Consider the following 13,198-nt stretch of genomic DNA (forward strand, 5'->3'; position numbering starts at 1 on the left):
ATTTTTTATCAATTTATTTTCCTTTTTTGGAACCATCTATCATTAAATGAGAGACCTATGTTAATCCTGAAGTATTTTTCTTCAATCAGATCTGCGGCAGTTGTGCCTCTTTTACCCCATTCAAATCCGAGATTTAGGTTGGAGAAACTTCCCCCCAACGGTAACCCAAGTCCAAAAGTTATGCCAAAGTTCTGAATTTCCTTTTCATTCACGATAACGCCGGTATAATCGTATCTCAGACCGGCTCTGTATGTCACCCTTTTAAAGTAACTCCCAAAGGAGGTGTAATCCGGAATATAAAAAGCACCCAAGGCGTAGCTACTGGCATCGGTATACTCCTGATTCTGGATTTTAAGGAATCTATTTTCAAAACTACTTAATTGCTGAAAGCTGTACTCGGCACCCAGGAACCATTTCTTATCCTCCCCGTAGCCCAGGCCAAATGTGGCTATTGTAGGAATCTTCAATTCGGTATTTTTAAGTCCCTGTGATTGAAGGTTTACATCGAGCTCTTCAATGGTGGCTCCTGTCGCCTGAGAGAAGGAACCAATGGTTTGCGCATTTTCAGAGATCAGGTTTACCTGAGTATTGATGACCGCAGAAGTAAAAAGTGTATGCTTCTCTCCTATTTTTGGAGTAAATGTTAGGCCGTAGACAAAGTCGTAACCCCCTACCTCAGATGCTTGTGTTTCCCTGGTTCCAAATTGCAGGCCGTCTATCCGCTGTATTTTTTCATTTTCGAGGTTGCCAAAATTATAGTTGACAGATGCGCCGAGATTGAGGTTTTTAGCTACCTCAAAACCGAGGGAGAAAAAAACCTGATTGATACCTCCGGTCCCTGAATACAAATTGGTTACATCGTTGCCAGAGGGGTCTGTAGTTTCCTGCAGAACATCGTATCCAACAGAAGAGAATGGCCTTATGCCGAGTCCGGCAGAAATCTTAGGACTCAAAGGGAATCCTATTGCCAGATATTCCAAATTGGTCACGGACGACTTTTCCTGATCTGTAAAACTGTTGAGGGAAATTTCTTTATGACTTAAGCCTGCCGTATAAGTTGTTAAACGTAGTTTGCCAAAACCGGCGGGATTTTTTAGGGAAATGTGTATACTGTCTGTGTAAAGACTCAACCCCCCATCATTTGATTCTCAATAGTACTGCCAGATCTGAGATCGCCTACGCCGAAATAAGAATAGGGAGAAACTGTACCATCTTGCGCGTACAGACTACTGGCTGCGAGGCAAATTAAGGCAAAACCTAGTTTTCTGATCATTTAACTTTTGTTGTATTCGAGCAAATAATTCAAGCCCTCCAGAAGAAAATTCGAGTTGGCAAATATGGTATTTTTTAGCCGATTGGACAAAAATTGACCGTCACCTCCTGTTAAAATAACTGTTAAATGTTGAAACCGACTTTGATATTGGGAAATTACGCCGTCAATCTCCCGTGCGATTCCATTAATTACCCCACTGTGGATACTGTTTTCAGTGGTATTGCCGATCAGTTCCACAAAGGGGCTGGGATCGAGAAGCGGTAAGTTAGCGGTGTGTTCATGTAGCGCTTTATAGCGCATATATAAACCCGGAGATATTGCCCCTCCCAGATATTCCCCGTAATCATTAACCATATCGTATGTGATACAGCTTCCAGCGTCAACGACCAGCGTATTGGTATTTGGATAGTTGAAGTATGCCGCTGTAGCAAGGGCAATTCGATCCACCCCAAGGGTTTGCGGACTCGCGTAGGAATTTTTAAAAGGGACAGCAGCTACAGAAGTCAGGAGCTGAACCTTACAGAAAATGGCCAGTACATCGAGCTCCCGCTTGGTGAGCGATCCTACTGAGGCTACCAAGGCATGGTCTATTTCCGGAAATTTAGAAAACACGTCCTTTACGGCCTTGTGAAAACCCGGCGTATCCGAGCTGGTGAGAAACAACAGGTCGTTCTTTCTGAACACAGCCAGCTTATTAGAGGTATTACCCGCATCTATTACAAGATTCATATTACAAAGATTGTAAATTGGAAAAAAAGACAGGCCTTTTTTTCCTTTTTTATTGGTAGTTCCTAAATTTGAAATTATATTTGCCCCCGCTTAACTAGGCTTGGTACCTTAGCTCAGTTGGTAGAGCAACGGACTGAAAATCCGTGTGTCCCTGGTTCGATTCCTGGAGGTACCACTTAAAGCAAGAAAGGCTCATTCGCAAGAATGGGCTTTTTCCGTTTAGAGCATCGCAGGAAGCTTGCTTTCGAAAGATACGAGAAACGGAAAAAGCATTGCCTCAAGGCAATGAGCTTTACATTATTTTCAGGAGCGGGACCAAAGGGAACAATGAGCAAAGCGAGTTAATCCTGCAACTATTACTTCCAAAGTATTAACCGATGAGATAAAGCATTGCCTCAAGGCAATGAGCTTTGCATTATTTTCAGGAGCGGAACCATAGGAAGCCCGAAGTAGTGCGGAGCTTACTTCGGGCAATCCTGGAACTTGTTCTTGGTCAAATTCCACATTACATACAAAGACCGAAAAGTTTTGGAAAAGTAACTATAGCCAACCATTAACAAAGGATATACTACCTCAACAGACCGGACTGTATGCAAATGACTTATTTAGTTAGGTTATCTAATCACTGATCCATCCTGAATATTTATTGATCACTAGGCGGAACCAACCGAGCTGACAAATCAGGATCATTCATATCCTTATCCAGTGGAAACATAGGTCGTTTAATATGCTTATAGCCTAATCGATGAAGGTCCTGATCGACACCACCCGGTGTTAAGGCCATGATCCAATCTCCACGCATAATGTAAAGCTCAGGTACCAGGTAGCCAATTTTAACTACCACTATATCCGATTCTCTCGGATTTAGGCCTAAACGGGTAAAATCTGTTTCGTGATGGTAGGGTTTGCGCTTCTTGGTTACTATAACCTGAACGCTACCCACTTTTACCACAACTTCGGTCTCCGCATCCTCATCGCCATGTTCTATTGCTTCAATGGTTCCACTTAATTCAATAGGTGGTGCATATCGCGCATCAACAGCAGCACCGGCTTTACGACTAATTTCAGCCCCTACTCCTGCTTCAACAGCTTTTTCAATAAACTCAGGGCCTGGAATGGAAGCATAGATCAAAGAAGGTCCATCATCATTTTTAAATTCAGGTCGGGCCAGGATCTGCTGTAAGGTCCAGGTTACATCGCCGGCACCACCAGCCGTTGGATTATCCCCCATATCGCTTATAATAAATGGTTTTTTATCGCTTTCCAAAGCCATATCCAGGCTTTCTTCCAAGGTGGCTACCGGGGCTACAAATTCAAATTCCTTACGAACATTCCAGAAACTTTGGGCCAACTCTTCAGCAGCAGTAGTTACTTTTTCTTTGTCATCGCCGGTAACCATAACAACCGCGTGATTTCGAGGAGCATCTGCCCAGGCATAACCAATCCAAATGGCCGCATCAATAACCCCCACTTGATTAGCTAAAGGAGGTACTTTTGCATATAAACTTTTGGCAGGTTCAATGCGAGTACTCGTTTTCTCTCCAGGTAAGAGAATAGGAACCGGAATCCAGGCTTTGTATTTTGGCTTGCCTTTTCCACTTTCAATTCTATCGAGTAAGTTAACCAGGGCACGCTTTTTTGATTCTATGGCATCTTCGTGCGGAGCCATACGGTAACAGGTTATTAAATCGGTTTTTTGAGCCAGTTGCTCGGTTACATTGCCATGTAAATCCATAGATGTGGAAATCAACATATCTTTTCCCAATGTTTCGCGGATACGACTAATCATGTCTCCTTCGGGATCGTCCAGACCTACAACACTCATTGCTCCATGGATATCAAAAAACAATCCATCGTATGGGGCATTTTCCTCTAATCTTTCTATCATCTCACCTACTAACAACTCATAAGCTTCCTTGGTAACGATTCCTCCCGGTAGGGCATGGCCACGTAATGCAGGAAACCATTCGGCTCGCTTTCGCGTTGTTGAATCCTGGTGCATAAAGGGATAATATGAAAATACCTCATCACCTCTTCGTGCGTGAAAAGCATCCACCTGGGATTGTGCCGGAGAAAAGGTACTGGACTCAATGGCCAATCCTGCGATGGCAATACGGGGTAATTCCTTGCCTGGTTTGTCTCCTCTTTGATTACAGGCTATTGTAATCAAAAGGCTAAATGCGATTAAAATATAATTGATATTTCTTAGTGACACTTTCATAGAGATCATGACAATTTATTAGTTTGTGTCTTATTCAAATATTTTAAAATATATCCTGAGACGTTTGTTTAACTTCTAGGAATTTTTCCATCCTCAGGAATACCTAGTTAAACAGGAGAAATAAAACAGTATTTATAAAGAGAAATAATAAAGTAGTGATAATATAGAACAAAAATCAGAGATTACTTAAAACTGACTATTTACTTTCTTTTCCTCCAAAAAATTCGAATACAGGATTTATAGTTACTATTTAAAATTGGACATCCCCGATTATAAGGATTCGGAGGTGACCTATACAGCTGTTTGCTGATGATGTACCCTTACCATAGCTAAGCTAATTCAAATACTGTTACGATGACCTTCGCAGACTGGATCGGTTCTTTTGGTGTGTTTATGATTTTACTGGCATTTGCCCTGAATATCACGGGTAAACTTTCCAGGCATCAGCTCTCCTACATCTTACTGAATTTAATCGGGGCTAGTCTGGCCTGTCTGGCATCCTTCCTCATAAATTACGTTCCCTTTATTATTCTCGAAGGAGTATGGGCCCTGGTTTCGGCTTTTGCCCTCTACAAACACTACAAATCGTAATTATGAAGAATACTATCAAGCTACATAGGGTGACCCATGATATGACACAGGAAGATGTGGCACAACGCCTGGGTGTTTCCAGACAAACTATCAACGCCATCGAAAACAATAAATATTTTCCTTCCCTTGAACTCGGACTTAAATTAGCAAGGATATTTAAATGCAGTGTTGAAGAATTGTTCAGTCTGGAGGAATAAGTGGCCTAGCTCCAGGGTTCTAAATTTTGTTCTTGTTTTCCAAGGGTAACGACTCCTATTAGCACAATTCCCAATACCAACTGTATGAATGCCAGCCATTTAAATTGAGCGTTTTCATAGATGGTTACTGTTCCCTGTATGATCAGAATGATACCGTAGAATACAAGTAAATACTTGCGGTATTTCCTCTTCTTTTCCTCCGGAACTTTGCTAAATATATTAAGTACCCATCCAATAATGGCTACGATGAGAAATACTACTAGCATTATCATTAAACCCTTACCCATGGCTCAAATTCTTCATATTGTCCACTAAAAGTAGCTATTGCCCCTTTTACTGGCAAGGTCCCCGTTATTTTTAATATATTTGAGTCTCTTTCGGTTTATTGAACTTTTCATCTACTTGATTGCCCGTTAAACAAAATAAAACAAAAACCATATGACCAACAAGGAATTCTCAGCCGTGGGCGATAACAAAAGAAAAGATCTGGAAACAGCTTCTAAATTAGAGCTGATAAAAAACCTCATCTTCGGGGAAAATATTCAGGCCTATGAATCCGAATTCGAACTTCTGAAAAAGGATATCCTTGGCAAAAAGAAACAACTGGAAGACCTTATTGAAGCCGTTAGGACAGATCTGCGTATGTCTATTGACGATGTGGCTACGGATATCAACATCAGAATAACAGAACTTGAAGACAAATTAGAGTCGCGCTTCGAAGATGTAGAAAAGGACCAAATCCAGAAAAAGGAATTGGGAAATTTACTCATTGAATTGGGAGAAAAGATACAGAAGAAATAAACCTCCCACATGGTCACAAACATGGACGAGCAAGCCAAATTGGAAATCCTGAAGGATATCCTGTTTCCCGATGATCGGGGAGCGGTTCAGGATATCGCCAAAAGGATAGAACTGGTAGAGCTTATCATCAATGACCAAAAAGAACTCGCGGCAAGGGTAAATCCTCTGGTAGATGAGAAGATCGACACCTTTACCAAAAGTATTCCTGATACCCTCGGCCCAACCATCACTGCTACTCTTAAAAAAGAGATCAGGAACCACAAAGATGAGGTGGTGGAAGCCCTATATCCCGTATTAGGGAAAATGATTAAGAAGTACGTGGCTCAAAAAATTAAAATCTTTACCGAGAGAATCGGCAATCAGTTCGGCTTTATCAAACGCATAAAAAGAAAATTTCAATCCTGGTTTGGCGGACCTACAGAAGAACAACTGCTGATGCGTGAACTTTCATCGGCAACCATAGAGCAGGTCCTGCTTATTGAGCGCGATTCGGGTACTCTAAAAGCGAGTTATTCAGTCACCAATACCATAGATGAAGAAATGATCTCCGGAATGCTCACCGCCATCAAGAGTTTTGTGGAAGATGCCTTTCAGAAAAAGAATCAGAACCTCGAACTCATTCCATATAAATTGTACAATATTCACCTGCAAAGCTTTGTAACCCATTACGTAGCCGTTGTAATCTCCGGGGAATACCACCTTACTTCCAAAAATAAACTTCAGGATATCATTTTTAATTTCTACTACAATTTTATGGCCATGAACCTCGATCTTGTTTTTCATTCTAAGGATCAGAATAAAGAAGGTAAGGCCATTCGTACTATAGATAAAGAACTTTTAGTAAAAGAACTGGAAGCGAGTTTCGGCAATGTAAAAATTTAAAAAGTAGTAATCCCCGGTCGATTCGGTGTTGGCAAAACCTCCCTCATCCGCAGATTTGGTCCTACTCTGTTTTCGGATCAGTACTATGTAAACATAGGCGTGCACATCACCGAAAAAGTGTTAGAATTATCAGGGTTCATGGGGCCCTTACTTTAGAGTTTTACAGTAGGCTTGAGATAGTTTGGTTACCCCATCGGACACTTTTAGGGTAATCCACCTTAACCTTTTTTTATTTCTCCACAATTCTCAAGAAGCCATTCTTCCTTCTTTATTTCAAAAAGCCTATTTTTAAATATTGATCGTACAACTAAAAATTTAAATCTCATGGATCCCGCTCTACAAACCATGATCTCCAATATGCCCGAAAAAACCGGTAAATCTCTGGAGGAATGGAAAAAAATACTCAACGCCAAATCCTTCTCGAAACACTCAGAGGCAGTATCCTATCTCAAAAAAGAACACGGTGTCACCCATGGATTTGCAAACACCATCGTGCACTTGTCAAAAGATGAAGGCACCTCCTCGGCGGATCTCCTGTCAGCCCAATACAAAGGCAAGGAACATCTTCTTCCTGTGTACGAAAAGATCAGAGATATGGTTTCCTCCCTGGGAAATGATGTGACCATTACTCCAAAAAAGACTACGGTGAGTTTTATCAGGAAAAAACAATTCGCCCTTGTTAATCCGGCCAGCAAAACCAGACTCGACCTAGGGCTGAAGATCAAGGATAAGCCCACCACGGCTCGACTTGAAAATTCCGGACCTTTCGGCACCATGTGCACGCATAGGGTTCGTCTAGAGAAGCCAGAGGATGTAGATGACGAATTGAAGAGTTGGATCAAGGAAGCGTATGAAAATGCAGGATAGAATTACCTAATTAATCTTATACCTCGAAAAATTGAAAGAAAAGACCGGCGCATCACCAAGAATCATTAAAGGAAGAAAGCTGAAGTGTACAATTTGTGAAAATGATACCTTCTGGATGCGAAAAACATTGATGAACACCAAGGGAATGACCTTTTTTAAACTAGACTGGGCCAATAGGGAAGCAGAAAATTATATCTGTGATTCCTGTGGTTATGTACATTGGTTCCTTCCAACGTAACCCTCTACCAATATCACTAAAAGTGAACAATCAGGCTGTAAAAATTCATCAAAAGGAGATCGCACTGGGAAGGTTGCGCTTCCACTGTCTGGTGGCGGGTGATGAACAAGATTCCCTGGTGGTATTACTGCACGGGTTCCCGGAAACCTCCCATATGTGGAGACCTCTTATGAAGGACCTCGTCTCCGCAGGATATTACTGTCTTGCGCCTAATATGCGAGGTTACAGCGAAAATGCCTGCCCAAAAGGAAAGAAAAATTATCGTATAGAATTATTAGTTCGGGATGTATTGGACCTGGCCGCTGCTGTTGGAAAAAGCAAGTTCCATTTAATCGCTCATGACTGGGGCGCAGTAATAGGCTGGTATCTGGCATATGATCATCCTGAAATTTTAGTTAGTTATACCTCTCTCTCAGTTCCCCATTTAAAGGGATTTTATAAAGCCATAGGAAAGGATAAGGATCAACAATACAGGAGCAGGTATATTAAAAAACTCCTTGTTCCATTTATCGCGGAATACGCGATCAGAAAAAACGATTTTGAGGCGTTTCGTAAACTGTGGAAATTTAGTTCGAAGGAGGAACTTAAGAATTATCTCGAAGTTTTTCGAAAGAGAAAAATATTAACAGCTGCTTTAAATTACTATCGTGCCAACCTGGGAAAATCGCAAAGGAAAGAAATTGGAGAGATCCGGGTACCCGTCCTTTTTATTTGGGGAAATAAGGATATGGCAATAGGCCCTTATGGAGTCTCTGAAGGTCATCAGTATTGTAAAGGCGGCTATAAATTTCTCGAATTAAATGCAGGCCACTGGCTTATCCAAACCATGTATGATGATATAAAGCAGGCTGTCTTAGATCATTTAGAACATCTTGGCCAATAGAAACAATGGGTTAGTTCTACCTCTGAATCTGAATAAATATTTCCTCTGATAATTAAATAATTCTTATCTTACCTCCTCTTTTTCAATGTATTAGGCTTTTTTAAAAGGTATTTGCCCCTTTCAGAGCACGATCTTTCCTGAAGACACTTTTGCGTCAGTTCTTATGATATGACACAAATGAGTGCCTAAATGAACCAACCGATTTACAATTTCCTTGTTCTACTAGTACTGCTATGCGCTGCTCCTACGAACCTATGTGCTCAGGAATTTCGATTTTTAAACCTTTCTCACCAGATGGTGGGATTCGATGTGGGCTATGGCAATCAAAGAATTGGCGGGCTATAGATTGATTCGGAGCACGACTACGAGATCTTGTTATTTCAGGGGCGGTACAATTTTCAGTTATTATAAAGGAAAGGCAGGAGCAAAGATTTTCTACTCCTGCCTCAATTCAGTTTTTCAACATACAAACTCAATTCGCATGCCCTTAAAAACTATGGGCGTGAGTTCGATCTTATCTTTTAAAATATAAAACCCTCGTTATAAGAGGGTTTTTTTAATTACCATTGGCCAAGCATGACCCTTGTCCCGGATCTAACCAATTTTGCGCCCCCATTGGTTTCTCTAAAGGTATTCCAGGCCTTGTCCCTGGCCTTTTTCTCGGCTTCGGTTAAGACAGCGTTGGAGCCTCCCATGGCACTTTTGAAATCTTTGTGAGCGGTTATGGCCCAGTGCGAACCGCCATCAGGGCCCACACCTGTAGTAAATGTTCCGTACATATTCATCCATCCTTTACGCACCGCAGAAGACTGGTATTTATCGTAGGCCGATCTGAAGGCATCTGAGTTTTCAACCTCAACGATATAATAGTTTTGAATGGGATATTGAGTTTCCATATCACCCCAGCTGGCCAGTCGCCTGCCCATAGATGAACTAAAGCCATCTTTGACATGCTGATTGATCCGGGTCATAAATAACATCCACTCTGCTCCTCCGTCATCGGAGTATTGATTTCCCATGGCATCCAAAGACCCGGAAAAGACAATCATATGTGTAAAATTATTCCCCGAATCATTAAAATGATTTTCCCAGAGCGATACTGTTACTCCTTCGGTCTTGTGTGCCGTAAAATAATCTGATATCAATTTTACCACAGTACTTTCCTGAGAGGGTTCAACGATAAAATTGTAAGAGGTGAAGTAGGCTTCTTGAGCATTGAGGTTGATAGCAAATAATAGAATTAAGAGTACGGATAACTTTTTCATTTGTAGTTTGTTTTTGGTTATAACCCTAATTTACTGAATTTAAGATAATTATTAAGCATGCGCTCGAATTATTTAAATACTGACCTTCTTCCCTTGAATTCCTTTTCTTTTCTTTGTGAATTCAATTTATGCCGATGGAATCCATATGGGGAAATATGAATGACTGGGGTAAGGAAGGCATCCCTTTTTTGTTTATTGTAGATTTTGAACAAAAGCATCCTTTAGCCTGGACGCTAGACACGCTTCCTCCTGATGTTTTGTACGACTTTAAAGGAAGATCTAATGCCAACCGAGCCGGTTTTTCATCCTCAAAAACGTTTTCCTTTGAAAAAAATCCGATTTCAATTGAAGACTATGAGCAAAAGTTTTCAGCAGTTCAGAAAGAACTCAGGATGGGTAATAGTTATCTTCTGAACCTCACCATTCCTACTCCTGTTCAAACTAATATTGACCTGGAAACCGTATTTTACAAGTCGAGATCAAAATACGCCATCTACCTCAAAGATGAGTTTGTGAGCTTTAGTCCGGAGACTTTTATCAAGATTGATAATGGGTTTATCTACACCTACCCAATGAAAGGCACCATAAGTACAGAAATACCGAATGCCGAAGAACTTATCCTGGCCGATGCCAAAGAAGCCGCAGAACACGCAACCATAGTTGACCTGATGAGGAATGATCTCAGCAAGGTGGCAAGGAGGGTTGAGGTTATCAAATACAGGTATTATGAAGTACTTAAATCGGAAGGAAAGGAGATAGGGCAGGTGAGTTCTGAAATACGTGGTCAGCTCTTACCTGAATTCAGCGCTTCCATCGGCGATCTTCTGAAAGAGATGCTCCCTGCCGGCTCTGTTTCAGGTGCTCCAAAACCAAAAACCTGTCAGCTAATTCATGAGATTGAAGGATTTCCAAGGGGTTATTATACGGGAGTAGCAGGGATCTTTGATGGTAAAGCTCTGGATAGTTGTGTTCTTATACGTTATATAGATCAGAAGGGAATGTTTAAAAGTGGTGGGGGTATCACTGCGCAGAGCTCGTTGGAAAGTGAATATCAGGAAATGATAGATAAAGTGTATGTACCGGTTTATTGAAACTATCCGTCTGGAAAATGGCGCATTCCCTTTGCTCGAAGAACATCAACTTCGTCTGAATAAAACTTTCTTTCATTTTGGCGATTCAGATCCCTTCTTGCTCGACGAAGTCATTACGGTACCCACTGAATATATGAAAGGCATTGTAAAATGCAGAGTTGCCTATGATTTGCAAGCTAATGTTTCAGTAGAATTTGAAAATTATAATATTAAAAAGTTGAACTCCTTTAGTCTTGTTGACATTGGGTCTTCCGGGTACTCCTATAAATTTGAGGACAGGCAATGGATAATTGATCTGGTAGACAAATCAGACACTGATGAAATCATCATGTGCAGGAATGGAGAAATTACGGATTCTTCATATGCAAATTTGGTATTCTTTGATGGCCGTCACTGGATAACGCCGGAACTTCCCCTTTTACAAGGAACAAGAAGATCGCATTTGTTAAAGACCGGACTTATCAAAGAAGGCCTTATCAGGGAAAGTGAGATATTCAATTTCCATCAATTCAAATGCATCAATGCGATGATCAGTTGGGAAGAAGCTCCTGTATATCAAATTGGGCAAATCAAAAGGATCATTTCCTAATCAGTACTACTCCATATACTTTTTATACTAAACGTCCTTAAATCAGGAACTATTAATTCTTTGCTTCCTTCGTTCCTGATGATTAATTCGTCAAAACTTTTTGTGGGAAAGATTTGGGAGGTCATTGCAAACTGTCCCTTGTTTACAAATACCTCTACTGAAGAAGCATCGAGGAAGATGTCAAATTCTAAATCGCCTTCCGGTAAATTATCAAGGGGCATCTGCTGGATTTTGGAAAACATCTCCTGAAAATCGACCAGGCCACTTTGTGAACGATCCAGCACAAGGAGTTCTTCCTCCCTGTTTAGCTCTATGACCAATTCTTCTCCAGAATCATTGGTCAGAGACAAACTGAAGCTGACTAAAGGACAAGTAAAATGAATGGAACTCTGATTACCGCTCTCCATAGCAATGGCTTCATAGGAATTTGGAGCAATCTCCAGGTCTATGTCTATTTCTTTGTTCATCAAATCTGACATTCCCGATAAAGGATAATTTAATAAGGTGTAGTCATCATTGATTTTAGATAGACTCAAAGTCCTCGGTAAGGTCATCGCACTACGCCACACCTCTGTTGGTGTATCTCTGGCATAGGTCCAGTTACTCATCCATCCGATAAAAATACGCTCCCCTCCCGGCGCCTCGTTATACGTGACACCTGCGTAATTATCGGTTCCCCAGTCTAGCCATCTCGCTTCATTCTGATCGGAAGTAAAAGTGGTTCCGTCAAAATCACCTATAAAATACTGTGTGCCACTCCCACCGTTTGGCGCTCCCGGATTTATACTAATAAGCAGCACCCATTTAAACTCATCTGTTCCGGCAACAGGCAGCTTAAACAGATCGGGGCATTCCCAAACTCCGCCATGCGCACCCTTATCCGAGCCAAATCGACTCATATAATCCCAGTCGGTTAAATTTTCCGAACTGTAAAGTCGAAGATGATCACCGGCTACCAAAGCCATTACCCATTTACCGGAATCTTCGTCCCAATACACTTTGGGATCTCTAAAGTCTTTAAATTCGGTGTTGAGTAGTACCGGGTTTCCTTCGTACATTTTAAAACTCTCGCCATTATCCAGACTATACGCGATCCCCTGTGTTTGATAGTCAGTTCCTCCGGCCTTTTCCTTCTCCATATCGTGGTAGGTAAATACGGCAACAAGGGGTGCCTTGTCTGCAGTTCCCAAACCGGAAGTATTATTGTGATCTATTACGGCACTTCCCGAAAATATCAGTCCGTTTTCATCCGGATAGAGTGCAATGGGTTTGTTTTCCCATTGCAGCATATCCTCACTGGTGGCATGTCCCCAGTGCATGGGTCCCCATACGATGTCATCGGGGTAATACTGATAAAACAAATGATAAATCCCCTGGTGATATACCAGTCCGTTGGGATCATTCATCCATTTTTCAGGAGGGCTAAAGTGGTATTGAGGCCTGAAGGGTTCAGAATACAGAGGCACCTCTGCCATGTCATCTTTCTTTGTGTCACCAGCTTGTTTACACCCATAGATAAGGGATATAAAGACACACAGTATCAGAGAATGAAATCTCAACATAGCTTTATT

17 protein-coding genes and 1 tRNA gene are annotated in these 13,198 nt (G+C 41.4%); 11 read left to right on the plus strand and 7 right to left on the minus strand.

Features of this window, described 5'->3' with window-relative positions:
- Positions 1–8 precede the first annotated feature (8 nt).
- Genes bamG through EQY75_RS11060 form a run of 3 tightly spaced genes read right to left on the minus strand, consistent with a single transcriptional unit; the run spans position 9 to position 2,002 of the window.
- Positions 9–1,130, minus strand: a complete 1,122-nt coding sequence (gene bamG, locus EQY75_RS11055) for a BamG family beta-barrel-assembly machinery protein (RefSeq protein ID WP_342773991.1) — start codon at positions 1,128–1,130, stop codon at positions 9–11.
- Positions 1,127–1,273 (minus strand): hypothetical protein, encoded by a 147-nt coding sequence (locus EQY75_RS14490; protein ID WP_342773992.1) that lies wholly within the window; start codon positions 1,271–1,273, stop codon positions 1,127–1,129. Before EQY75_RS14490 ends, bamG begins: the two co-directional genes overlap by 4 nt.
- Positions 1,274–2,002, minus strand: a complete 729-nt coding sequence (locus EQY75_RS11060) for a type III pantothenate kinase (RefSeq protein ID WP_129605845.1) — start codon at positions 2,000–2,002, stop codon at positions 1,274–1,276.
- A 102-nt stretch (positions 2,003–2,104) separates the two neighbouring features.
- Between EQY75_RS11060 and EQY75_RS11065 the strand changes: the two genes are divergently transcribed.
- Positions 2,105–2,177: transfer RNA gene (locus EQY75_RS11065), tRNA-Phe, on the plus strand.
- Between the two features lie 468 nt (positions 2,178–2,645).
- On the opposite strand, the gene EQY75_RS11070 is transcribed toward EQY75_RS11065, so the two are convergent.
- Positions 2,646–4,223, minus strand: a complete 1,578-nt coding sequence (locus EQY75_RS11070; RefSeq protein WP_129605846.1) for a M81 family metallopeptidase — start codon at positions 4,221–4,223, stop codon at positions 2,646–2,648.
- A 354-nt stretch (positions 4,224–4,577) separates the two neighbouring features.
- On the opposite strand from EQY75_RS11070, the gene EQY75_RS11075 reads away from it, so the two are divergent.
- Positions 4,578–4,814 carry a CBU_0592 family membrane protein gene (locus tag EQY75_RS11075; protein ID WP_129605847.1) on the plus strand — a complete coding sequence of 79 codons (237 nt, stop codon included), beginning with the start codon at positions 4,578–4,580 and terminating at the stop codon, positions 4,812–4,814.
- Positions 4,815–4,816: 2 nt separating this feature from the next.
- Positions 4,817–5,011, plus strand: a complete 195-nt coding sequence (locus tag EQY75_RS11080) for a helix-turn-helix transcriptional regulator (RefSeq protein ID WP_129605849.1) — start codon at positions 4,817–4,819, stop codon at positions 5,009–5,011.
- A 5-nt stretch (positions 5,012–5,016) separates the two neighbouring features.
- Here EQY75_RS11080 and EQY75_RS11085 read toward each other — a convergent pair whose 3' ends face one another.
- The gene (locus EQY75_RS11085) at positions 5,017–5,277 is read right to left on the minus strand and encodes a hypothetical protein (RefSeq protein ID WP_129605850.1); all 261 of its coding nucleotides are present in this window, start codon (positions 5,275–5,277) and stop codon (positions 5,017–5,019) included.
- A 172-nt stretch (positions 5,278–5,449) separates the two neighbouring features.
- On the opposite strand from EQY75_RS11085, the gene EQY75_RS11090 reads away from it, so the two are divergent.
- The 6 genes from EQY75_RS11090 (at position 5,450) to EQY75_RS11110 (ending at position 8,682) form a co-directional block, all read left to right on the plus strand.
- Positions 5,450–5,812, plus strand: a complete 363-nt coding sequence (locus tag EQY75_RS11090) for a fructose 1,6-bisphosphatase (protein WP_129605851.1) — start codon at positions 5,450–5,452, stop codon at positions 5,810–5,812.
- A gap of 9 nt (positions 5,813–5,821) precedes the next feature.
- Positions 5,822–6,694 carry a cell envelope biogenesis protein OmpA gene (locus EQY75_RS11095; protein WP_246019871.1) on the plus strand — a complete coding sequence of 291 codons (873 nt, stop codon included), beginning with the start codon at positions 5,822–5,824 and terminating at the stop codon, positions 6,692–6,694.
- A 45-nt stretch (positions 6,695–6,739) separates the two neighbouring features.
- A complete protein-coding gene (locus tag EQY75_RS14585; RefSeq protein WP_425462163.1) occupies positions 6,740–6,850 on the plus strand; it encodes a hypothetical protein in 111 nt (36 codons plus the stop codon).
- Positions 6,851–7,018: 168 nt separating this feature from the next.
- A complete protein-coding gene (locus EQY75_RS11100) occupies positions 7,019–7,561 on the plus strand; it encodes a DUF4287 domain-containing protein (RefSeq protein ID WP_129605853.1) in 543 nt (180 codons plus the stop codon).
- Between the two features lie 31 nt (positions 7,562–7,592).
- The gene (locus EQY75_RS11105; RefSeq protein ID WP_129605854.1) at positions 7,593–7,799 is read left to right on the plus strand and encodes a hypothetical protein; all 207 of its coding nucleotides are present in this window, start codon (positions 7,593–7,595) and stop codon (positions 7,797–7,799) included.
- 22 nt (positions 7,800–7,821) lie between these two features.
- Positions 7,822–8,682, plus strand: a complete 861-nt coding sequence (locus EQY75_RS11110; protein WP_165200638.1) for an alpha/beta fold hydrolase — start codon at positions 7,822–7,824, stop codon at positions 8,680–8,682.
- Positions 8,683–9,242: 560 nt separating this feature from the next.
- Here the strand turns inward: EQY75_RS11110 and EQY75_RS11115 are convergent.
- Positions 9,243–9,947, minus strand: a complete 705-nt coding sequence (locus tag EQY75_RS11115; protein ID WP_129605857.1) for a hypothetical protein — start codon at positions 9,945–9,947, stop codon at positions 9,243–9,245.
- Between the two features lie 134 nt (positions 9,948–10,081).
- Here EQY75_RS11115 and EQY75_RS11120 point away from each other — a divergent pair, with 134 nt between their 5' ends.
- Complete coding sequence (locus EQY75_RS11120) at positions 10,082–11,038, plus strand: aminodeoxychorismate synthase component I (RefSeq protein WP_129605858.1); 957 nt, start codon at positions 10,082–10,084, stop codon at positions 11,036–11,038.
- A complete protein-coding gene (locus tag EQY75_RS11125; protein WP_129605860.1) occupies positions 11,022–11,627 on the plus strand; it encodes an aminotransferase class IV in 606 nt (201 codons plus the stop codon). The genes EQY75_RS11120 and EQY75_RS11125 overlap by 17 nt, the downstream gene beginning before the upstream one ends.
- On the opposite strand, the gene EQY75_RS11130 is transcribed toward EQY75_RS11125, so the two are convergent.
- Entirely contained in the window at positions 11,624–13,189 is a 1,566-nt protein-coding gene (locus EQY75_RS11130) for a glycoside hydrolase family 32 protein (protein WP_174719400.1), read from the minus strand. The two genes, EQY75_RS11125 and EQY75_RS11130, sit on opposite strands and share 4 nt — an antisense overlap.
- Positions 13,190–13,198 lie beyond the last annotated feature (9 nt).

It is taken from the genome of Muriicola soli (genome assembly GCF_004139715.1).
GTDB classification, from domain to species: domain Bacteria; phylum Bacteroidota; class Bacteroidia; order Flavobacteriales; family Flavobacteriaceae; genus Muriicola; species Muriicola soli.